This window comes from Streptomyces sp. bgisy027, assembly GCF_057710365.1.
In genome coordinates this window covers 84,373-103,529 of the sequence record NZ_JBYIVZ010000021.1, presented here as the reverse complement: position 1 = coordinate 103,529, position 19,157 = coordinate 84,373, and the positions used below count along the sequence as shown (strand labels likewise).

24 protein-coding genes and 1 pseudogene are annotated in these 19,157 nt (G+C 69.8%); 8 read left to right on the top strand and 17 right to left on the bottom strand.

What is annotated here, in order from left to right; genetic code table 11:
* Position 1 precedes the first annotated feature (1 nt).
* The 6 genes from AC3ETA_RS22675 to AC3ETA_RS22650 all read left to right on the top strand — a co-directional run bounded on the left by AC3ETA_RS22675 (position 2) and on the right by AC3ETA_RS22650 (position 5,632).
* Positions 2-1,099, top strand: a complete 1,098-nt coding sequence (locus AC3ETA_RS22675; RefSeq protein ID WP_432194713.1) for a hypothetical protein — start codon at positions 2-4, stop codon at positions 1,097-1,099.
* Positions 1,099-2,088, top strand: coding sequence for a hypothetical protein (locus tag AC3ETA_RS22670; RefSeq protein WP_432194712.1), 990 nt, complete (start codon positions 1,099-1,101; stop codon positions 2,086-2,088). The genes AC3ETA_RS22675 and AC3ETA_RS22670 overlap by 1 nt, the downstream gene beginning before the upstream one ends.
* An 11-nt stretch (positions 2,089-2,099) precedes the next feature.
* Entirely contained in the window at positions 2,100-3,818 is a 1,719-nt protein-coding gene (locus AC3ETA_RS22665) for a hypothetical protein (protein WP_432194711.1), read from the top strand.
* A 74-nt stretch (positions 3,819-3,892) separates the two neighbouring features.
* Positions 3,893-4,966 carry a peptidoglycan-binding protein gene (locus tag AC3ETA_RS22660; protein WP_432194710.1) on the top strand — a complete coding sequence of 358 codons (1,074 nt, stop codon included), beginning with the start codon at positions 3,893-3,895 and terminating at the stop codon, positions 4,964-4,966.
* 73 nt (positions 4,967-5,039) lie between these two features.
* Positions 5,040-5,300 (top strand): hypothetical protein, encoded by a 261-nt coding sequence (locus AC3ETA_RS22655; RefSeq protein ID WP_432194709.1) that lies wholly within the window; start codon positions 5,040-5,042, stop codon positions 5,298-5,300.
* Complete coding sequence (locus tag AC3ETA_RS22650; protein WP_432194708.1) at positions 5,297-5,632, top strand: hypothetical protein; 336 nt, start codon at positions 5,297-5,299, stop codon at positions 5,630-5,632. Before AC3ETA_RS22655 ends, AC3ETA_RS22650 begins: the two co-directional genes overlap by 4 nt.
* A gap of 55 nt (positions 5,633-5,687) precedes the next feature.
* Here AC3ETA_RS22650 and AC3ETA_RS22645 read toward each other — a convergent pair whose 3' ends face one another.
* Positions 5,688-6,443, bottom strand: coding sequence for a GntR family transcriptional regulator (locus AC3ETA_RS22645; protein ID WP_432194707.1), 756 nt, complete (start codon positions 6,441-6,443; stop codon positions 5,688-5,690).
* Positions 6,444-6,556: 113 nt separating this feature from the next.
* On the opposite strand from AC3ETA_RS22645, the gene AC3ETA_RS22640 reads away from it, so the two are divergent.
* Together AC3ETA_RS22640 and AC3ETA_RS22635 are read left to right on the top strand one after the other, a co-directional pair.
* Complete coding sequence (locus AC3ETA_RS22640; protein ID WP_432194706.1) at positions 6,557-7,291, top strand: ATP-binding protein; 735 nt, start codon at positions 6,557-6,559, stop codon at positions 7,289-7,291.
* Positions 7,288-7,767: a hypothetical protein gene (locus tag AC3ETA_RS22635; RefSeq protein WP_432194705.1), complete on the top strand. Its 480-nt coding sequence runs from the start codon at positions 7,288-7,290 to the stop codon at positions 7,765-7,767. Before AC3ETA_RS22640 ends, AC3ETA_RS22635 begins: the two co-directional genes overlap by 4 nt.
* Before the next feature lie 453 nt (positions 7,768-8,220).
* Here AC3ETA_RS22635 and AC3ETA_RS22630 read toward each other — a convergent pair whose 3' ends face one another.
* From AC3ETA_RS22630 to AC3ETA_RS22555, 16 genes and pseudogenes are all read right to left on the bottom strand, one after another.
* On the bottom strand, positions 8,221-8,826 hold the full coding sequence (locus AC3ETA_RS22630) for a hypothetical protein (protein ID WP_432194704.1): 606 nt from the start codon (positions 8,824-8,826) through the stop codon (positions 8,221-8,223).
* 16 nt (positions 8,827-8,842) lie between these two features.
* Positions 8,843-9,214: a hypothetical protein gene (locus AC3ETA_RS22625; protein ID WP_432194703.1), complete on the bottom strand. Its 372-nt coding sequence runs from the start codon at positions 9,212-9,214 to the stop codon at positions 8,843-8,845.
* Positions 9,215-9,347: 133 nt separating this feature from the next.
* Positions 9,348-10,355, bottom strand: a pseudogene (locus tag AC3ETA_RS22620) (YifB family Mg chelatase-like AAA ATPase); the annotation flags it as partial.
* 1 nt (position 10,356) lies between these two features.
* A complete protein-coding gene (locus AC3ETA_RS22615; protein ID WP_432194702.1) occupies positions 10,357-10,719 on the bottom strand; it encodes a YraN family protein in 363 nt (120 codons plus the stop codon).
* Positions 10,720-10,826: 107 nt separating this feature from the next.
* The gene (locus AC3ETA_RS22610) at positions 10,827-11,135 is read right to left on the bottom strand and encodes a DUF2469 domain-containing protein (protein WP_003993268.1); all 309 of its coding nucleotides are present in this window, start codon (positions 11,133-11,135) and stop codon (positions 10,827-10,829) included.
* A gap of 56 nt (positions 11,136-11,191) precedes the next feature.
* Complete coding sequence (locus AC3ETA_RS22605) at positions 11,192-11,704, bottom strand: NUDIX hydrolase (protein ID WP_432194701.1); 513 nt, start codon at positions 11,702-11,704, stop codon at positions 11,192-11,194.
* Positions 11,694-12,467, bottom strand: coding sequence for a signal peptidase I (gene lepB, locus AC3ETA_RS22600; protein WP_432194700.1), 774 nt, complete (start codon positions 12,465-12,467; stop codon positions 11,694-11,696). The genes AC3ETA_RS22605 and lepB (AC3ETA_RS22600) overlap by 11 nt, the downstream gene beginning before the upstream one ends.
* A 240-nt stretch (positions 12,468-12,707) precedes the next feature.
* The gene (gene lepB / locus AC3ETA_RS22595) at positions 12,708-13,673 is read right to left on the bottom strand and encodes a signal peptidase I (protein WP_432194699.1); all 966 of its coding nucleotides are present in this window, start codon (positions 13,671-13,673) and stop codon (positions 12,708-12,710) included.
* Positions 13,561-14,652, bottom strand: coding sequence for a signal peptidase I (lepB, locus tag AC3ETA_RS22590; protein WP_269641832.1), 1,092 nt, complete (start codon positions 14,650-14,652; stop codon positions 13,561-13,563). Before lepB (AC3ETA_RS22590) ends, lepB (AC3ETA_RS22595) begins: the two co-directional genes overlap by 113 nt.
* Positions 14,645-15,361, bottom strand: a complete 717-nt coding sequence (lepB, locus tag AC3ETA_RS22585) for a signal peptidase I (protein ID WP_432194698.1) — start codon at positions 15,359-15,361, stop codon at positions 14,645-14,647. Before lepB (AC3ETA_RS22585) ends, lepB (AC3ETA_RS22590) begins: the two co-directional genes overlap by 8 nt.
* Positions 15,362-15,421: 60 nt before the next feature.
* Positions 15,422-15,772 (bottom strand): 50S ribosomal protein L19, encoded by a 351-nt coding sequence (gene rplS / locus AC3ETA_RS22580; protein ID WP_018531094.1) that lies wholly within the window; start codon positions 15,770-15,772, stop codon positions 15,422-15,424.
* 134 nt (positions 15,773-15,906) lie between these two features.
* Positions 15,907-16,740, bottom strand: coding sequence for a tRNA (guanosine(37)-N1)-methyltransferase TrmD (gene trmD, locus AC3ETA_RS22575; protein WP_432194697.1), 834 nt, complete (start codon positions 16,738-16,740; stop codon positions 15,907-15,909).
* Complete coding sequence (rimM, locus tag AC3ETA_RS22570; RefSeq protein ID WP_432194696.1) at positions 16,737-17,282, bottom strand: ribosome maturation factor RimM; 546 nt, start codon at positions 17,280-17,282, stop codon at positions 16,737-16,739. The genes trmD and rimM overlap by 4 nt, the downstream gene beginning before the upstream one ends.
* A gap of 82 nt (positions 17,283-17,364) precedes the next feature.
* Positions 17,365-17,604, bottom strand: coding sequence for an RNA-binding protein (locus tag AC3ETA_RS22565; RefSeq protein ID WP_003973401.1), 240 nt, complete (start codon positions 17,602-17,604; stop codon positions 17,365-17,367).
* A gap of 2 nt (positions 17,605-17,606) precedes the next feature.
* The gene (gene rpsP / locus AC3ETA_RS22560) at positions 17,607-18,035 is read right to left on the bottom strand and encodes a 30S ribosomal protein S16 (protein ID WP_432194695.1); all 429 of its coding nucleotides are present in this window, start codon (positions 18,033-18,035) and stop codon (positions 17,607-17,609) included.
* Between the two features lie 349 nt (positions 18,036-18,384).
* Positions 18,385-18,981, bottom strand: coding sequence for a hypothetical protein (locus AC3ETA_RS22555; protein WP_030953381.1), 597 nt, complete (start codon positions 18,979-18,981; stop codon positions 18,385-18,387).
* Positions 18,982-19,157: the final 176 nt, after the last annotated feature.

Here is a 19,157-nt window from a genome sequence, read left to right as displayed (position 1 = left end):
CGTGCAGACCCCTTACCGGTTCCTGTTTACCGACCTACGCAGCGACCAGGTACTCGACGCACTGCCCGTACAGGGCGTCGCACTCGACGACTACATAGGCAAGACCGGCCGGCTCACCGGCACCGTGCCCATCCCGAACCGGGCAATCGCCGACCGGGCCCGCAAGGCGTTGCAGCCCGGCCGTACCGGCGTATGGGTCGAGCGCGGGCGCGAAATCTGGTGGGGCGGCATCCTGTGGACGCTCAACCTCGCCAGTGACGCCCGCGGATTCCTCGCCGCGCAGATCCAGTGCGGCGGGTGGGAGTCGTACCTATACCGGCGCCTGCTGCTCGACACCCTGGTCGCCGAGCAGGTCGACCAGTTCGACATTGTGCGCGGCCTGCTCGACTACGTGCAGTCGACGCCCGGGGGCGATATCGGCATCACCTACGACGGCGAGCCATCCGGCGTCACCCGCGACCGCACGTTCAGCCGCTACGACCTGCCCGTGATCGGCGACCTTATCGACCAGCTCGCCGCCGTCGAGCGCGGTTTCGAATGGCGTATTGCGTCGTTCCGGGACACCAGCGGCCGGCGCGTGAAACGGCTTGTCCTCGGCCATCCGATCATCCGGACCGGCGCCGCCGAGATCGTGCTCGACCACCCCGGGCCCGTCCTCACCTACACGTGGCCGCACGACGCGTCGGCCCTCGCCAATGGGTGGCAGTCCCGCGGCGCCAGCATCAACCAGAACCAGGCCGCCGACTCCGTGCCGCTCATGTCCGAGCGCCTGGTCGCCGACGACGACCTCGCCGCCGGATGGCCCCGCCTCGACGGATCGTCCGACTACACCACGGTTGAGCAAAAGGCCACGCTCGACGCCCACGCGTCGGCCGACTGGACGGCCGCCCGCCGCCCCGTACAGATCCCCGAGGTCGAGGTGTTGCTCGGCGGCACCGTGACCCCCGCCCTGCTCGGCGCAACCGTCCGCCTACGCATCCGCGACCTGTGGCATCCCGACATCCTCGACGGCCGGTACCGCGTCGTCGGCCTGTCCATCAACCCGCCCGAGCGAGGCCGCCCCGAGACGGCCAAGCTCTACTTGGAGGTAGCCGCGTAATGGCCTACGTCCCGCAAGACCTACTCGACCGCGTCGCCGCACTCGAACGCGAGGTGCGCACGCTGCGCGGCCGGGCCCAGATGCGGCCCGCCCTGAACCAGATCCTCAACGGCCGAGTAGTCATCGGCGAGGGCGGCACGCTGGAAGTCCTCGCCCCCAATGGAACCGGCCTGTTCGGCGTCGGCGAGTTCGGCCCCTTCTACAACCACGTCGACGGCACGCCACAACAGGGTGTCGTCATGCAGCGCGAGGACGGAAGTACCGCGTTCACCGTGCGCGCCGTCCCTTCCGTTCTCGGTATCGACACGCAGACCGTCGCCATCTGGGACCGCGCCGGGCACGGAGTGCTCAGCGACGACAGCGCGTCCGGCCTCGGCCTCGGCTCGCCAGCGCTCCCCCTGCCGTTCCAGTCGCTACCACGTGGCCGGGAAGTCATCACCAGCGACACGTTTCAAAATGCGTGGTTCGCCAGCATCCAGCGGCACAACCCCGTCGCCACGGTGCACCTTGAATTCGCCGCTGCCCCCGGCAGCAAATGCGAGGTCAAGGTTCAGTACCGCCTCGCCAGCGAATCGAGCTGGACCGACGTTGCCACCGATTCCGTTACGGGCCCGTCCTCGGCGACGACCGCCACCTACAAAACTGCCTGGTACACGTTCCCCCTGCACCGCGCCGGGTGGGAACAGCTCGTGTTCATCCGCATTCAGGCCCGCGAGGCGTCCGGCACCGACGGCGTGATCATCAACTGTCTTGGCGGATACACCCGGCGCACCTACTCGGCCAGCGAGATCCCCGACCCGCCGCTCACCGCCGCAGCGACCACGTTCGCCGCCCGCACCCTCGCCGCCGACACCGACGGCACCGCGCCGGGCGAGGGCGTCGACGCCCCCGAGCAGCCCCCGCCCTGGCCGGCCACGCCCGAGCCCACCGAACCCAAGCCGGCCCCCGAGCCCGCCCCCAGGCGTGGCCTGTACGTCGTCGACGACTAGGAGAGTCCCCCGTGTTGCCCGAAGGCATCCCGACCGTACGCGTCACCGGTCGGTTCCTCACCCCGGCCGGCCAGCCCCTCGCCGGGCAAGTCGTCTTCCGCGCCCCCGGCATCCTCACGTTCGGCGAGTTCGACGTGATCCTCGGCGGGCCCGTCACCGCGCCGCTCGACGCGACCGGCGCATTCGACGTCGTGCTCCCCGCAACCGACGCCCCCGGCATGAACCCGTCCGGCTGGTCGTACTCCGTCGCTGAACAACTCGCCGGCGTGGCGATGAACCGCGTCTATCAGGTGCTCTTGCCCGCGGAGACGCCCGCGGTCGACCTCGCCGATATCGCCCCGACCGACCCCGCGACGCCGACGTATGTCGCCGTCCGCGGCGACAGCGCATACGCGGTCGCCGTCAAGAACGGGTACCAAGGCACGGTCGAGCAGTGGCTCGCGTCCCTGGTCGGCCCCCAGGGCGCCAAGGGCGACACCGGCGCAACCGGCCCCCAGGGCGAGACCGGCCCGCAGGGACCACAGGGCGAGCAGGGACCGGCCGGCGCCCCCGGCGTCGTCCAGTCCGTCAACGGCAAGGCCGAGGCCGCGGTCGTCCTCGGCGCCGCGGACGTGGGAGCCGTCGCCAATAACGGCGGGTACTCCCGCATGGACGGCATGTTGCACATCGTCTACGCAGGCACCAGCGCCGATGCCTTCAAGGCATCCAACGCCGACCAGTCCGCGTATACGGCCATCAACAAGAACGCCCAACTGATCACCACCGCAACGGCAACGTTTCAAGACGTCCGTGTCGGAGGCGGGAACGCCACCTTCGGCGGAGGAGCCGGCGGAATCCTCGCGTTCGCCAACGCCGCGACGCCACCGACGGCGAACCCGTCCGGGGCGGTCCTCTACGCCGAGGCCGGCGCCCTCAAAGTGCGCCAGTCCGACGGAGTCGCGTTCACCCTCGGCGCCGCCGGCGGAGGCGCCGTTGCCACCGTCAACGGCAAGAGTCCGGACGCGAACGGAAACGTCGCCCTGGCCGCCGCCGACGTCGGGGCCGTAGCTACCACAGCGCGGGGCGCCGCGAACGGTGTCGCCAGCCTAGACGCCTCGGCCCGCGTGCCCATCGCGCAGATGCCCACGGCCGCCGGCCGGAACATGTGGACCCCGCAGGCCGTCGGTTTCGCCGCCTGGTCGTGCGACCCCGCGCACGTCAGCAACCCAACGACGATCAAAGCCGCCGTCGTACAGCGGATCTACTTCGCCGGTATCAATATCACCGAGCCGACGCAGGTCAACAGGGTTGTGATCTTCGCCCGCGGGTGGGCCGGCTCAACAACGGTTCCCGCAGTCCGGTTCTACGCCGGCATCTACAACGAGAGCGGGGCACGCGTGGCCACATCCGGGCAGGTATCCAGCCTGCCCGCCGCCGGCCAGATCAGCGGCACCGCGCCGGGGGCCAGCTCCAACCACATCGGGGCCGTCCCCGTCCCGTTGACCGCCACAGCAACGCTCCAACCCGGCCGCTACTGGGCCGCGTTTCTGCTCAGCGCCGGCAGCAGCACGGATTTCTACTACATGCACATACAGAACGAGGCGCCCAGCGCCCCCGCCAACTTCTTCCTAGGGACGGCCTTTCAGCGGGCGTGGTGCCTCGACAGCCGCACCTCACTGCCGACCACCGTCGACCAGTCGACCGGCGAGGTCGGCCTCGACCCCGCGATCATGGCACTGGCCATGGTCTGACGCCCCCACGCACACCGCCTTTCGCACGCCCCGGCACCGCGCCGAGGGCGTTTTTTCATGTCTGGAGACAGCCCATGTCCGTCAAGATCATCAGCCGTGCCACGTGGGGCGCCAAGCCGTGGGACAACGACCCGCGCAGCGACGGCCCGGCCCACGTACCACTCAGCTCCCGTACGGAGTTCTTCGTTCACTACGACGGAGCGCACCCCATCAGCCGGACCGGCTACGCCATCCCGCGCGCCATCGAGGCAGAGCACTTCGGCCGCGGCTGGGCCGGCATCGGCTATCACTTCGTCGTCTCGCAGGCCGGCGAGATTTTCGAGGGCCGCGGATGGGGCCGCCAGGGCGCGCACTGCCCCGGCCACAACGTGAGCGGCATCGGCGTACAGATCGCCATCGGCGGGGACCAGGAGCCGACCGAGGCCGCCCTCGCCGCGTGCCGCGCCCTGTACGACGAGGCGTGCCGCCGCACCGGTCGCACCCTCGCCAAGAAGGGTCACAAGGACGGATACGCGACTCTGTGCCCCGGCGCCACGCTGTACGCGTGGGTGAAGGCCGGGATGCCGGTCAAGGGATACACGCCGCCCACAGACGGAACCGCACCGCAGGGCGGCACGTCCGGCACCGTGCCGAACGTCGCCCGCTACCAGGTCACCATCAACGGACTGACCTACGGTTACGGGGCGCGCGGCGACCACGTGACCCGCGTCGGCCGCGCCCTGGTCGCCGCCGGATTCGGCAACGCCTACAAGGTCGGTCCGGGCCCCAAGTGGACCGACGCCGACACCGAGAACTACGCCGCCTATCAGCGCAGCCTCGGCTACCGCGGCGACGACGCCGACGGCGTGCCGGGGGAAACCTCCCTGCGGCGCCTGCTCGGCACGCTCCCCAGCAAGGGCAAGGCGACCGCGCCAGCCTTTCCCGGCCGCGACAAGTTCGGCCCCGGCAAGTCGAACCGGTACGTGACCCTGCTCGGCGAGCGGCTGGTCGCCAAGGGATACGGCCGCTTCTACAAGGTCGGCCCCGGCCCGTCCTGGTCGGACGCCGACCGCAACGCCGTGCGCGCGTTCCAACGGGCCCAGGGCTGGACCGGCCACGACGCCGACGGATACCCCGGCCCGCAGACGTGGGCTCGCCTGTTCGCCTGATCACCCCCGCCCCCGGACCTGCCCGTGCCCACCGCGCCCGGCTGGCCCACCCGCAGAGAGGACACCACCCCCCTTGAGCCCGAAGAACCGCCGCGCCATCCGTACCGCGCTCCAAACGTTCGCCGCGGTCGTCGCCGTCGTGCCCGCCCTCGCCGCGGTCGTCGCCGACTCCGACGCCCTCGCCGCCGCCGCGCCGTGGGCCGTGGCCGCCGCCGCCACAGCCGCCGGCGTCGCAGGCGTCGCCGCCCGCATCATGGCGCACCCCACGTTCGAGACCCTGCTCGACCGGTTCGGCCTCGGCCTGGTCGACGACGACGGGGGCCCCGCCCAGTGACCGAACCGACCGACACGGCGGCGATCGCCGTCGCCCTCGCGGAGTTGCGCGGCACCATGGCTGAAGGGTTCGCCACCGTCAACGGCACGTTGAACCTTCTCACCCAGCGGCACGACCAGGCCGACCGGCGCATCGAGCAGGAGGCCGCCCGCGTCGACCAGCTCGCCGAGGCCGTCGACGTCCTCGAACGAGGGGAGACCGAACGTCAGAAGCGCAACGACCAGCGCCTCGCCGACCTCGAACGCGCACGGTGGCCGCTCCCGTCCGTCGCCGCCCTGGTCGCCCTGGTCGGCCTCGCCCTGTCCCTGTGGCAGTTCGCCACCACCCCATGACAAACGCCCCCTGTACGGCCACACGCGGCCGTCGCGGGGGGCGCCTTTGTCGTACCTACGACCGCGCCGGCCGCCGTCCGTACTCCGCGACCCACCGATCGCCCCGCATGGTGATATCGGCAGTCTCGACCGGCCGCCAGTTGCTCTGGTCGTAGTAGGCGCGCTCGATGAACAGGACCGGCGCCCCGTGATTGATCCCCAGCGCCGACGCCTCGGCCCGCGTCGCACCGCGCGCCCGCACCCGCTCGACCGCCTCGCCGACGTCAATCCCGATCACCCGCATACGCGCAGCCACGCCCACGCCCGCGTACGGACCCGCCTCGGGTAGCACGATGAGCGACGACCCCGTGATCGCCGTCGGCTCCCACGACGTGGCGAGCTGCACCGGCACACCGTCGGCCAGGTACACGTAATCCGTCCGCATCACCGGGTCGCCCTCGCGGATCTCCAACCGCGCCGCGACCGCAGCGTCGGCGACAGCCGTCGCCGTGTCGTGCCGCCACGTGCCGACCGCGCCCTGTTCGGCCGCACCCTGCGCGAACGGCGAATCTTCCGCCCGCGGCCTCGACCGGCGCACCAACAGTTCCGGCGACTCCGGACCGCGCACGTAGTGCCCGGCACCGTGCCGCGAGATCACGAGACCGTCCTCGACCAGGACGGCATACGCCCGCGCGCCGACCGACGGCGACACCCCGTGGGCCCGACCCAGCTCAGCAACCGAGGGCAGCCGATCACCGGGCGCGAACTCCCCGCCAACGATCCGCCCGCGTAGTTCCTCGGCAATCACGAGGTACGGCGCCGAGTCCACCACGTGGGACCTCCAAAGAGGGAGTTTCAACAGTGACGCACCTGACAGACTACGGACTACCCGCGTACTCTTCGAGATGAGTTTGACTCTCCTCACAGAGTCCGGAGGACCCCGTCATGCCTGCCCGTTCACCCCTCGCCGATCTGCGCTCCGCCATGGAGCAGGCGAGCCGCGCCTCGGCCACCGTGAGCGACCACGGCGCCCACGTGCGCGTTTCGGTACCGGCACCGGCAGACGCCGACGCATACGAGGCCCTGCTCGCCGTCGTCGAGCAGGCCGCAGCGTGGGGCAGCAGCGACACCACGGGCGAGTTACGCGTGTGGGCGTCAGTGCTTTCGGGACGGCGAGTCGTGAGCGGCGTCAACTTCCCGCCCGCACCACGGACCGGGCAGACGCACGAAGGGACATTCCGCATGGTGCACATGCAGCCGGGCGACGTTCGGCAGTGCTGTGACCCCCCGGCCGGCCCCCCGGCACAAGCCATCTTCCCCACCGGCCCGGAGGCTCCCAGCAAGGCACGCGCCTACGTGCGCGAGGTGTTGGGCCAGGACGACCCGCCCGTCGCCGACGACCGCCTCGACGACGTCCTACTCGTCGTCTCCGAACTGGTGACCAACGCGGTCCGGTACGGCACGGAACCGGGCGACGCCGTCGCCGTCGCCGTCCTCACGACGACCGATTGCGTGCGCGTCGAGGTGCGCGACCCGGTCCGCCGACGCCCCCGCATGCGGAACGAGTCGGGGGAGCGGGCCCGCGGTCGCGGACTGCACATCGTCGACGCACTCGCCGCCCGATGGGACGTCGCCGACCGGCCGTTCGGCAAGTCCGTATGGGTGGAGGTCGACCGATGACCGACCCCGTGGTGTTCCGGGCCGTGCCCGGCCCTGGCTTTGCCGCTGGCTGCACCGTGTCGACGTGGCTGCAACGCGGCGGCCTCGACGTGCCGGTCGCTCACGTCCTGATCGGCCACGCGCCCTCGCGGCGCCCCGGAGAGACCGCCGAGAGCGTCGAGACCGGCCTACTGGGCATGGTCGACGCCATGCGCCTACACCCGGCCGCCGACCGCGTGCCGAACGTCGGCGACCGCCTGGTCGTGCGCGGGCCGTATGTCGCCCTCGACTACGGACACCCCCAGTTCTTCCTACGGCTCCCCGCACCCGGCGCCGAGTGGTGCCAGCACGTCGCGGCCGACGGGCCCGTGTGCCTGACGATCGGCCTCGACCCCGTACCACCCGGGGCGGGCCCCGACGCCGTCGAGGCGTACCTCGCCCGCGTCGTCGCCACCGGCCGCGCCTATATGGGCGCGACGTCCGTTCGCAACCGATGATCCCGGAGGGTCGAGTCATGGCCGCGCCTACGGGCCGTTGCCCGTTCTGCCTCGGGCCCCTGCGCCCCGGGCAGAAAACCGAGCGCGTCGCCGTGCCGACGAACAGTGGGCCGGACATGATCACCCGGGCGCACGCCGACCCGTGCCCGGGGGACGACGACGCATCGTCCTGGTCGCCGCCCGCCGTCGACGTCGCCGTGTCGAGCCACCCGTGACGCACGCGCGCCCCCGCGTGCGTCCTCGCCCCCGCTCCGGGCAGCAGCGCCGACGGCGCCCGTAGCGGGAAGGGCCCGCCGTCGTCTCCCCCGTGCGGCACGGCGAGGCCGAACGGCCCCGGTACCTACCGCGAGGTACCGGGGCCGTTCCATGTCCGGGGCCCTGGTTGAGCGCACCTGTTGTACACGTGCTGTCTAGGGGCCTCACACCACAGAACAAGGACGGAATAGCGAACCTTTACACCCCTGAGAGATTGGCAATATCTCTGCACGCTGATTCATCAATCTTCATTGAGAATTCAGGCTCACTGCGGGCGACGATCCACCTGAGCACCTCTGCGCGCTCAGAGTCATCATCCGCCCCTTCCCTCAGAGCGCGTCGAGCCTCCATGCGATCGGTGAGAACATATACCGGATAGAGGAGCCAGCTAACCCATCCGCCCCACCGCACATAACGATCCCAGGCGCGCTGCAACTCCGCACTGAAGGTTTGCATCACATCGCGCTGATCGTCCGACAGGGAAGCGTAGCGGTGGCTACAAACGCACTCACCTACATCGTCCGATAGTTTGTTGCGCGCCAGCGTGAGGGCGAGCCTCCGAGAAGGGGAAAAGAATTTTGGATTATTGGCCATCCAAGACGTGAACTTAAGAAACCGTTCGACGGGCACCTGATATGGGAGCTTTCCATCAAGCATGGCATTCATACACGCATTATGGACGCGTTCAACCCGCAATTGAAAGATCAAACGCACCACCCACGGAATACCAAGCACAAGCACGCCGTACGTTGCAGTCAAGGCCACGAGCATGACCACGAAGGCTTCCGCGGATGTGATTCCCATCTTAATCAATACCTATCTACGATCCGGCAACTCGACTGCGTTGCTTTTTCTTAGGCTTCTCTTCTTTAGCCACGAGCCGCCGCTCAAGTTCCCTTACTTGCTCCTTATGCCGCTTGAGCCTCATGCTTTGAACTACACACCCTGCACCCGTGACGCTCGCGGTGGCGGCAAGCGCGATGTTCACCGAGAAGCTGGCCGTAAACGAGAAGTCAGTCTGCTGTCCAGCTACCGCATTGGCAAGTGGCACAGCTGCGAGAACGAACACAGCGAGACCGACGAGGAAGACACCCACGCCAGCGACTGCGATCTTGGCGAGGGTCGTGCGCGTCTCGGCTGCTAGCTGCTCGGGCGTCGGACTACGCACAGGCTCTTCGGTTTGCTGAGCCATAAGCCACCACCCTGACGGTGCCCGACTTATTCCACTATGCACCTCTTCAGGGTGCGTGGCACCGGGAAGGTAGTTTCCGCAGGTCAGGGCCATCGGGACGCCCAAACAGATGATGAAAGAGTGAGGCGATCCATCCACCTGTTTTGCACGTGCTATCCAGGAACAGGACGCCCCGGTGGGAGAGCGACACCGCGCCGGGTCGCGCGACGCCTTGGCCGCCCCCGACGAGTGCCTGCATCGTCGCCGAGTGGTGCGGGGCGCAGTAGGGGGCCACGTCGATCAGGGGCTTGCCGGGAGGCAGCAGACCCGCCACCGAGTGCACCGCGGTGACCTCCAGCGACTCTCCCCTGCCGAGCCTGGGCAGGATGGCCGGCAGCCGCTCCGCGAGCATCGTCTTGCCGGCGCCGGGCGGTCCCTCCAGGAACAGGTGATGTCCGCCCGCGGCAGCCACCTCCACGGCCGTGCGCGCCGAGATCTGGCCGACCACATCGGCCAGGTCGTGCCCGTGGTCGGACTGGATCGCGCCCAGGCCGGGCATGCCCGTGGCCGCGCCTGTTCCCGGCACCCGCAGGCCCGCGAGCAGCGGATCCGGGCGGCCCTGGCCGTCGGGTTCCTCATCGGGCACGGGCTCGTCGGCGAGGACGGCGATCAGCTGGCGCAGACTGCGCACTCCCAACACGGACACGCCCGGCACCAGCGAGGCCTCGGCCGCGGCGCATTCCGGGACGACAACCTGCTCATAGCCGGCGTCCGCCGCTGCGATCACCGCCGGAAGGATGCCCCGGACCGGTCGCACACGGCCGTCCAGGCCGAGCTCTCCGATCATCACGATGTCGGCGAGAACCCGTGGGTCGATCCGCTCGGCTGCGCCGAGGACGGCGCAGGCCACCGCCAGGTCGAAGCCGCTGCCCGCCTTCGGCACCGACGCCGGGCTGAGCCCGACGGTGAGCTTCTTCTGCGGCCACTCACCGCCCGAGTTCACGACGGCCGCCCGCACCCGGTCCCGGCTCTCCGACAAGCTCTTGTCCGGCAGGCCCACCAAGGTGAACGCCGCCACCCCGGGCTCCAGGTCCGCCTGGACCTCGACCACGACCCCTTCGACGCCCACCAGCGCCACCGAGCACGTACGCGCGAAGCCCATGTCAGGCCACCCCCCGCGCGTGCTCGACCACGGGCGCGCCCCGGTCGGGCAGGAGTACTCCGACCAGATCGATTCGCACACCTCCCGGCGGCGCCCCTCCGTGAGCGTGGATCCAGTGCTCTGCGAGGCCGCGCAGCCGCTGCGCCTTCTCAGGACTGACAGCGGCCATCGGATGCTCGTAGCCACCGCTCCTGCGCGTCTTGACCTCACACACGACCAGGACGTCCCCGTCCCGAGCCACGATGTCGATCTCCCCGGTCCTGCCGCAGCGCCAATTGCGCTCCAGAACCGTCATCCCGGCCCCGGCCAGCCGCCTCACGGCCAGTTCCTCGCCGTACCTGCCGAGTGCACTGCGTGCGTTCATGTCGGCACCACCTCCGGCGCCAACGATGCGAGCAGCTCAGCGAGCTATTGGATCTTGGTGGACAAGTCCGCGACTGTGGATAACTTCCTCACTCCCGCGAGTGAACGTCACCCGCTCGGAAGCTCCAGATCGCTCTTGTTCAGCTCCTCGATGTTCACGTCCTTGAACGTGAGTACCCGAACCTGCTTCACGAACCGCGCCGGCCGGTACATGTCCCACACCCAGGCATCTGCCATGGACACCTCGAAGAACACCTCACCCTGAACCGAGTGCACCTGCATCTCGTAGTCGTTGGTCAGGTAGAAGCGCCGCTCGGTCTCGATCACATACTTGAACAGACCGACGACATCGCGGTACTCCCGATAGAGCTTGAGCTCCATCTCGGTCTCGTACTTCTCGAGGTCCTCGGCGCTCATGGCATGTTCCCCTTCAGCCGTGCGATCCCACCATTGTGCGCCAGTCCCGTCAGCACCTAGACAATTTCGGTGTCAAGGGTCACGGGCCCGGCGGGGGGACCTTCGTCGAGCAGAGTCCGCAGCAGCTCGGCGAGTCTGGTCGGATACACCGTCTCATGCGCTCGGGCAAGTTCCTGACACGTCCACCAGCGCGCACCGGCTACGCTGCGCCGCTCCAGCTCGGTGAGTGCCACGGCCCGCGTCGCCGTCTGTGTCGTACGTGCCAGGTAGTACCACTCGTCCTGGTCCCAGCGGCGTCCCGCGAACGGGAACGAGCACATCCGCCGCCACAGCACGGGGCCGAGCTCGACCTCCGTGATGCCCGTCTCCTCCGCGAGTTCCCGCAGTGCGGCCTCTTCTCGCGTCTCGTCGCCCTCCAGTCCCCCGCCGGGCGTGAACCACCAGTCGTCGGCCGGGTCCTCCGGCTCGTGGCCGTACAGCAGCAGGATGCGGTCCTCGGGGTCGAGCAGTACGACCCGGGCGACCTTGCGCAGCCCGTCGTCGTGCCCTCGCACCGCCTCAGCGGGCACTCGCGGGCTCCGTCCGCGCGCGGGAGCGCCCGGCGAAGCGCTTCTCGACGGGGCCGTAGGCACCGCCGGCCAGGACCAGCACGCCGCCCACGAGGATCAGCGCGACGACCGTGCGCAGCGGCCCCTGGGGCGACAGCGCGCCGAGCTGCTCGAAGCCCGTGGGGCGCTCCAGCATGCCGCTCATGGGCCATACGACGGCGTCCACCCGGGCCGAGACGGCGCTGCGCGCCACGGTGCCGCCGGCGGCGTCCGTGAGGTGGGCCGTGGAGTCCAGGGAGCCGCTGCGCTCGTCGCCGAGGAGGAAGAGCCTGCCCTCGGGCACGGTCACGCTCGGGAAGTTCTGGAGCTCGCCGAGGCCGTCGTCGGCCAGATACGGCTCGTCGATCTTCTTGCCGTTGACGGTGAGCTTGCCGCCCGTGCTGGACACCGTGTCGCCGCCGGTCGCGACCACGCGCTTGACGACGGGCGCGTTGGTCACCCAGGTCTTGTCGGTGAAGACGACGACGTCGCCCCGGCGGATCTGATCGCCGTCGATGCGCTCGGCCAGGACCCGCGCACCGGCGCCGATCGTGGGCGCCATCGAACTGGTGGGCACGGTGTACGGCCGGTAGACCACCGCTCCCCAGGCGAACCCGCCCAGGAACAGCACCAGGCCCAGCGCCACGGCCAGCCCGGACAACCGCTGTCCGGTCCGGCTGCCCGCCGGGCCCCTGCTCGCGCCGCCGTCACGCGGCGCCGTACGTGAAGTGCTCTCGCCACCCATGAATCGGCACCCTACCCGGCGGTACCGACAGGGGGCAGCCCCTCCCGAGCCCCCGGAAGCACCGGCTCGGCAAAGCTTTCGCCAGTCTTCGACGCCGGCCGGAGCCCGGTCCCGGGCGGTGCGGCCGCGAGCGGTACGGGCGCCTCACGAAGACGGCCCCGGAAAGCGCCATCAGGCGCCCCGGGGCCGCAAGGGCTCACGACGGCAGTCCCAAAGGGCCCGCCACCGGCGACCAGGCGGTCAGCGCGTCTCCGCCGCCGCGGCCCGACGCCTGCGCCACAGCACGAACGGCACCGCGCCCACCAGGGCAACGCCCTGCGGCGCCACCGTCAGCGCGGCGGAGCCCGCGCCCAGGTTCTGCGAGAAGGTGTCCGGCACCGGCAGGGTGCTCCAGCGGTTGATCGGCCAGGCGATGACGACGGCGCGGCCGACGACCTTGTCGACGGGGACCATGCCGTGGTTCACGTCGGACTGGTTGTAGCGCGAGTCCCGGGAGTTCTGCCGGTGGTCACCCATGACCCAGATGAATCCCTTGGGGACCTTCACCTTGAACTGGCCGCCCTGGTCGTCCTGGCTGCACGGCGTGTTTCCGGGGTACACGTACGGCTCGTTCAGCGCCTTGCCGTTGACCGTGAGCGGGCCGGTGCCCTCGCACTGGATCGTGTCGCCGCCGACGCCGACGACGCGCTTGATGAGGTCCTTCTCCTCGGCGGACGGCATCAGGCCGATCCAGCTGAGGAAGGTCTGCAGGGCGTTGGGATCCGGGGTGGGCTCGCCCGCCAGCCAGTTGTCGGGGTCGTGGAAGACGACGACCTCGCCGCGTTCGGGCTCGGAGCCGAACCAGGGGGTGAGCTTGTCGACCAGGACACGGTCACCCTGCTGGAGGGTGTTCTGCATCGAGTCCGAGGGGATCGAGAACGCCTGCACCAGGAATGTCTTGATCAGCAGCGCGAGGACGAGCGCGATGCCGATGAGGATCGGCAGTTCCTTCCAGAAGGAGCGCTGCTTCTTGGCGGGGGCGGCCCCGCCCGACCCCTGGCCGTCGGTCGGGGGCTGCCCGCCCGACCGTCCGCCGTCACCGTCCGATCCGGGCTCATTCCCGGAGGTCACGGCGCCGTCCGCGGCCGGGTCGGCAGCGTCCACGGGGCGTCCGCGGTGCTCCTCGCCGTCGTGCCCGGACCGTGCGCCAACCGCCACATCCCCCACGCCAACTCCTTACTCTGTGCCGCTGCCTGCCCCAAAGACGACGCAGGCCCACCACTCCCATAACGAGCGGGAGTTCCGCAGGGGTCGGGAGCTGGATCGTTCCGTTCGAATCGTCGGAAGCAACCCTATGCGACAGCTGGGGAGACGCGGTCGACCCTGCCGCCGAGTCGGAGACCGAAGCGTAGGTATTCGGCTCCTCCAGAGTCGTCCAGTGACCGAGCGGCCAGGCGATCCACATCGCCCGTCCGACGACCTCCTCCTCGGAGACCGTGCCGCCGTAGTCCTGGTCCTGGTGTGCGCGGGAGTCCGCGGAGTTGGCCCGGTGATCGCCCATCACCCACAGGCGTCCCTGCGGCACGGTGATGTCGAACTTCGCCTCGGAGGGGGAGTTGCCGGGATACAGATAGTCCTCGTTCAGGGGAACCCCGTTGACGGTGACCCGTCCTTGCGTGTCGCAGCACTTGACGCGGTCTCCGCCGACGCCGACGACCCGCTTGATCAGATCCTTCTCGTCGTCGGACGGCAGCAGGCCGATGAAGGTCAGTGCCTCCTTGACCTGCTTGACGACGACGGGGTCCTCCTTCTTCACCGTCGTCTGCTCGTCCTGGAGCCAGCCGCCGGGGTCCTTGAAGACCACGACGTCACCGCGCTGCGGCTTGGAGCCGAACCAGGGGGTGAGCTTGTCGACGAGGACACGGTCGCCGATCTGGATCGTGGCCTCCATGGAACCGGAGGGGATCACGAATGCCTGGACGAGGAAGGTCTTGAGGACCAGCGCTATGAGGACCGCGACACCGACGAGGAGGGGTATCTCCTTGATCGCCGAACGCCTGCGCCGTCGTTTGACCTTGCGCTGGAGCTGGCGCCGCTCCGCGCGGGTCCGGCCGCCGGCGGGGCTGGAGGCGCGCCGCACGCCGGTGGGCAGGAGGTTGTCGGCGGGGCTGCTGGGCACGCCGCGGGGCTTGCCACGGTTACCCATGCGCGCCCTCCGCGGCAGGCACGCGCGCGTAGGCGTCAGGGCGGTGCAGGCGGGTCCAGTGCGCAGTGGGCCAGACGATCCAGTCGGCGCGGCCGATGACGTCGTCGACCGGGATCATGCCGCCGCCGGGCGAGCCGAGGCGGTCGCGGGAGTCGCTGGAGGCACTGCGGTGGTCGCCGAGGACGAACAGGCTGCCGTCGGGCACGACGACGTCGAAGCGCACCGCGGACGCGCTGTCGCCGGGGTACAGGAACGTCGACTCGTCGACCGACCGGCCGTTCACCTGGATCCTCCCCTCCTTGTCACAGCAGACCACGTGGTCTCCCCCCACACCCACAACGCGCTTGACGTAGTCGGCATCCCCGAAATACCCGGTTCCGTCGAACACCACAACATCACCGCGCCGCGGATCGGCACCGAAACGGTACGCCAACTTATTTACGAGAACGCGGTCCCCGATCCTCAATCCGGACTCCATGGATCCGCTGGGGATCTCGAACGGTCGTACCACGAACGTGTTGAGCAGCAGCAGAAACACGAGCAGGACCAGCAGGGTCAGGCTGATCCGCCCGCCCGGCAGCCACTCGGAGATCCGCGCCACCAACGCGAAACGCGACCGTCCCTCCTGGCCCTCCGGGTCCGGGGCGTCCCCGGTGCCGGAAGGGCGGGAGGAGCGGTCGCGCTCCGTCGGCTGTGCTTCGGTGTCCATCGGGGCCAGATGTTATCCGGCCCCGCCGCGGACCCCGTGGGGGTGAGCCCCCTGAAGCGCTCAGTTCTCGCGCTTCTCCTTGATCTTCGCCGCCTTGCCGCGCAGCTCGCGCAGGTAGTACAGCTTGGCGCGGCGGACGTCACCCTTGGTGACGAGCTCGATCTTCTCGACGATCGGGGTGTGCACCGGGAAGGTGCGCTCGACGCCGACGGAGAAGGAGACCTTGCGGACCGTGAAGGTCTCGCGCACGCCGGCACCCTGGCGACGGATCACCACGCCCTTGAACTGCTGCACGCGGGAGCGGTTGCCCTCGATGACGCGGACGTGGACGTTGACGGTGTCGCCGGGGCGGAAGGCCGGGACGTCGCTGCGCAGCGACGCGGCGTCGACGGAGTCGAGCAGGTGAGACATTTCGTCTGCTTTCTTCGCTGATGCCACAGGTCATCAACGGGAACTAGATGTTCGGTGAGAGTGTCGTGCTCGTCGGGGCGGGCGTCGTGTCCCCCTGTGGCAGGGGCGCACGCCGGACGGCGCACAACAGCGGCCTATTCTTCCACGGCCTCGGTCCTGCGCCAAAATCGGCCGAACCGCTCCCCTTCCGGGTCGGGCGTCCAGCCCAGGATGGAGAGCATCTCGCGGTCCTTCTTGTCGAAGGCCCTGGGATCGCAGCGCTCGATGAGGTCGGGCCGGTTGGCGGTCGTACGCCTGAGCGCCTCGTCGCGGCGCCAGCGGGCGATCTTGCCGTGGTGGCCGCTGAGCAGCACGTCGGGGATGTCCCGGCCGCGCCACTTCGGGGGCTTGGTGTAGACGGGCCCCTCCAGGAGGCTCGCCATCGCGCCGGGCGCGAAGGAGTCGTCCCGGTGGGACTCGGCGTTGCCCAGCACGCCGGGCAGCAGACGGGCCACGGCCTCCGTGACGACCAGGACGGCCGCCTCGCCGCCGGCGAGGACGTAGTCGCCGATGGACACCTCGTGGACGGGCATGCGGGTGGCGTACTCGTCGACGACACGGCGGTCGATGCCCTCGTAGCGGGCCGGCGTGAAGATCAGCCAGGGCCGCTCGGACAGCTCGACGGCGAGTTCCTGGGTGAAGGGGCGGCCGCTGGGGGTGGGGACGATCAGCGTGGGGGCGCCGGAGCCGCTCTCGTAGCCCTCGGCGAGGACGGAGTCCAGCGCGTCGCCCCAGGGGTCGGTCTTCATGACCATGCCGGGGCCGCCGCCGTAGGGCGTGTCGTCGACCGTGTTGTGGCGGTCGTACGTCCACTCGCGCAGGTCGTGCACCTGGACGTTCAGCTGTCCACGCGCGCGTGCCTTGCCGACCAGGGAGACGTTCAGCGGCTCCAGGTACTCGGGAAAGATCGTGACGACGTCGAGCCTCATTCGCTGTCGTCCCTGGTGAAGACGGTCTCCGCGCGGTCGTCGATCAGACCCGGCGGCGGGGTGATGACCGCCCGCTGCTCCTCCAGGTCGATCTCCGCGACGATCTCCGAGACGAAGGGGATCATCACCTCGCTCCCGTCGGGCCGCTCGACGATGAAGAGGTCCTGGGCGGGCAGGTGCGAGATCTCGGTGATCCGGCCGACCTCGACGCCGTCGGCGGTCACCACGTCCAGGTCCATGAGCTGGTGGTCGTAGTACTCGTCCTCCTCCTCGGGCAGCTCGGCCGGGTCGACCTCGGCGATCAGGAGGGTGTTGCGCAGTGCTTCGGCGCCGGTGCGGTCGCGCACGCCCTCGAAGCGCAGCAGGAGGCGGCCGCTGTGGACACGGCCGGCCTCGATGGTGAGGGGTCCCGTGGAGGCGGGATCGGTGGCGAGCACGGCTCCGGGCGCGAGCCGCAGTTCCGGCTCGTCGGTGCGTACCTCGACGGTGACCTCGCCCTTGATGCCGTGGGCGCGGCCGATCCGTCCGACTACCAGCTGCACGTGTCCAATCTCCTGTCATACGACTGCGGGCCGGGGACGGCCCAGTGGCCCTCCCCGGCCCGAGCCGGTGCTGTCTTCGGCGTCAGCGGACGTGGTCCACGTCGACGAGGTCGACGCGGACACCGCGGCCGCCGATGGCGCCCACGACGGTGCGCAGAGCACGCGCGGTGCGGCCGTTGCGGCCGATCACCTTGCCGAGGTCGTCGGGGTGGACCCGAACCTCCAGCACGCGCCCGCGGCGCAGGTTGCGGGAAGCGACCTGCACATCGTCAGGGTTGTCGACGATGCCCTTCACGAGGTGCTCGAGAGCCTCCTCGAGCATGCTCAGGCCTCGGCCGACTCAGACGAAGAAGACTCAGAGGCAGCCTCGTCCTTCTTCTCCGCCTTCTTCTTCTGGGTGATCGCCTCACCCTTGCCCTCGTCGTCGCCACCGAGGGCCTCGAACGACGGGCGCGCCTTCTTCGGCTCGGCGACGAGCAGCGGAGCCGGGGCGGGCTCGCCCTTGAACTTCTGCCAGTCGCCGGTCTTCTTCAGAATGGCGAGGACGGGCTCGGTCGGCTGCGCGCCGACACCCAGCCAGTACGCCACACGGTCGGCGTCCACCTCGATGACCGACGGGTTGTAGGTCGGGTGGTACTTGCCGATCTCCTCGATCGCACGGCCGTCACGGCGAGTGCGGGAGTCGGCGACGACGATGCGGTAGTGAGGCGAACGGATCTTGCCCAGACGCTTCAGCTTGATCTTGACTGCCACGGGAGTGGGTTCTCCTGGTTTTGACGTGGTTGGGCACGGCGAGAGAAGCCGCGTGGGGATGCGGTACCCGAGTGCCCGATGGACGCGTCAGCCGGAGGAGAGAGGGGTCCTGTGCGGCTGTCGAGTACAGCTAGCCATTGTGCCACATCCCACGGGCACTCCTCGGCCGAGGGGTACGGCGCCGGCGCCCGGGCATGGCTGAGGGGCACCCGGCGCGCAGGGTGCCCTCCGGGGTTTCACGACCCGGCGCGACCGGGGTGCCGCGTACGAGCACGCAACGGCACCCCTCGCCGTCGACGCCACGTGCCGAACCGGCAGCCACGAGATGCCGGTGTCCGACGGGGCGTCGTTACGCCGCTCCCACGACCTCCGGGATGCGGAACGGCTTTCCGCAGCCGCCGCACACGATCGGGGCCTGGGCCAGGACCGAGGGGACGACGCGGACGTTACGGCCGCAGTCGCAGACCGCCTTGACGCGTACGCCGCCACCGGAGGAGCCGTGGCGGGCGGCCGGGCCCCGGAAGGTCCGGCTGGTGTCGGCGGAGGTCGCCGCGGTGTGTGCCTTCAGTGCGCGCTGGAGGCGTTCGATGGTCGGGCGGTAGCGCCGCTTGGCCTCGGGGTTGAGCGTGACCAGGGAGAAGCCGCTGCTCGGATGCGGCTCCTCGGGGTGGTCCAGGCCCAGCTCCTCGGCGATCGAGAGGAATCTGCGGTTGTGGTAACGGCCGGCCCGGGAGGTGTCGCGGACGCCGCGCGAGGCGGCGATCCCATGGACTGCCTCGTGAAGCAGTCGCTCGAAGGAGAGCTCGTGACCGCACGCGGACGACGACTCCCCGATCAGGGACTCTGGCGCGGCGAGATCCGGCAGCTCGGGGTGGTACCGCTGAATGTCGGCCCACGCCTGCGCCAGCTCCGCGGCGAGAACAGGTGGTGTCTGTGTCGTGCTCACGTAATGACAACGAGCCGGAGTGCCGCTGTGTTCCGATTCCGGGGCATCCCAAATAATTTGCACGTACCCGTCAGTTGCGAATGATGCGCCACGACGAGGGCGGGTGCGCTGATCTGCGGAGAAGCCTCACAGCTCGTACCAAGCTGGTGCGTAGCCTGACGTACGCCCCGGCACGT

What these genes read in the sequence shown, in the direction of transcription:
- AC3ETA_RS22610 (WP_003993268.1), bottom strand. Translation starts at nt 11,135, where the DNA reads ATGAGCGCCGAGGACCTCGAGAAGTACGAGACCGAGATGGAGCTCAAG.
- lepB (WP_432194698.1), bottom strand. Translation starts at nt 15,361, where the DNA reads ATGGACACCGAAGCACAGCCGACGGAGCGCGACCGCTCCTCCCGCCCT.
- lepB (WP_432194700.1), bottom strand. Translation starts at nt 12,467, where the DNA reads ATGGGTGGCGAGAGCACTTCACGTACGGCGCCGCGTGACGGCGGCGCG.
- AC3ETA_RS22625 (WP_432194703.1), bottom strand. Translation starts at nt 9,214, where the DNA reads ATGGCTCAGCAAACCGAAGAGCCTGTGCGTAGTCCGACGCCCGAGCAG.
- AC3ETA_RS22565 (WP_003973401.1), bottom strand. Translation starts at nt 17,604, where the DNA reads ATGCTCGAGGAGGCTCTCGAGCACCTCGTGAAGGGCATCGTCGACAAC.
- AC3ETA_RS22670 (WP_432194712.1), top strand. Translation starts at nt 1,099, where the DNA reads ATGGCCTACGTCCCGCAAGACCTACTCGACCGCGTCGCCGCACTCGAA.
- AC3ETA_RS22635 (WP_432194705.1), top strand. Translation starts at nt 7,288, where the DNA reads ATGACCGACCCCGTGGTGTTCCGGGCCGTGCCCGGCCCTGGCTTTGCC.
- AC3ETA_RS22660 (WP_432194710.1), top strand. Translation starts at nt 3,893, where the DNA reads ATGTCCGTCAAGATCATCAGCCGTGCCACGTGGGGCGCCAAGCCGTGG.
- trmD (WP_432194697.1), bottom strand. Translation starts at nt 16,740, where the DNA reads ATGAGGCTCGACGTCGTCACGATCTTTCCCGAGTACCTGGAGCCGCTG.
- lepB (WP_269641832.1), bottom strand. Translation starts at nt 14,652, where the DNA reads ATGGGTAACCGTGGCAAGCCCCGCGGCGTGCCCAGCAGCCCCGCCGAC.
- AC3ETA_RS22640 (WP_432194706.1), top strand. Translation starts at nt 6,557, where the DNA reads ATGCCTGCCCGTTCACCCCTCGCCGATCTGCGCTCCGCCATGGAGCAG.
- AC3ETA_RS22615 (WP_432194702.1), bottom strand. Translation starts at nt 10,719, where the DNA reads ATGAACGCACGCAGTGCACTCGGCAGGTACGGCGAGGAACTGGCCGTG.
- AC3ETA_RS22630 (WP_432194704.1), bottom strand. Translation starts at nt 8,826, where the DNA reads ATGGGAATCACATCCGCGGAAGCCTTCGTGGTCATGCTCGTGGCCTTG.
- rplS (WP_018531094.1), bottom strand. Translation starts at nt 15,772, where the DNA reads ATGTCTCACCTGCTCGACTCCGTCGACGCCGCGTCGCTGCGCAGCGAC.